Consider the following 658-nt stretch of genomic DNA (forward strand, 5'->3'; position numbering starts at 1 on the left):
CGCAATTTCTGGGTTTGCTTTCGCCATGAACGCGCCTAAAACACCGGCACCACAACCAAAATCGAGCACTTTGCCTGACAAGTTAGGTAAGGTTTCCAGTAGTAGACGGCTGCCTAAGTCAAACTCACCATGACTGAATACGCCCGGTAAACTTTTTACTGTAAGTGACTGCTCACCAAGGGTTACCGTGTAAGACTTAAACCACTCTTCTTGATTGAATGGTTTTGGCTCATTTAAGCAATTACCCCAGTAGAAAGAGCAGCGGCGAGCTGAGTCGTATTTGTTCACAGGGCCATATTCTTTGAACATCTTTTCAATGCTCTTTACACCGGAACGGTTTTCACCGACAACCACAATCTCCGTGTTCACGCCGAGTTTAGCCATGAGCATGGCAAGCAAATATTCGGCTTCTGCTTTCGCTTTTGGCCAATACAGCAGGAGCATGTCGGCTTGAGTATCCACATCAAATTCAGAACCAAAATGGCTTTTTATTTTGTCTGAGTGACGGATTTGACGGAAATAGCTGTAGTTTGAAGTAAAGACTTCGACCGATTCACAGTGTGCGGTCAGTTCCAGAGGGAACATATCTTCGACTTCACCTGCAACTAAAACATGTTTTCCGTTGAAGTACTCTAGCTGACGCTGAGCGATTTGGCTT

Annotated in this window: 1 protein-coding gene; it reads right to left on the reverse strand. The window is 45.3% G+C overall.

The genetic code is table 11. The annotated features are described in order from the left end of the window. Positions 1-658, reverse strand: a 658-nt coding sequence (locus R7Z49_RS25535; RefSeq protein WP_318112463.1) for a methyltransferase small domain-containing protein, incomplete at both ends; no start/stop codon positions are given.

This window comes from Vibrio sp. 1562, from assembly GCF_033340155.1.
Lineage (GTDB): Bacteria > Pseudomonadota > Gammaproteobacteria > Enterobacterales > Vibrionaceae > Vibrio > Vibrio alginolyticus.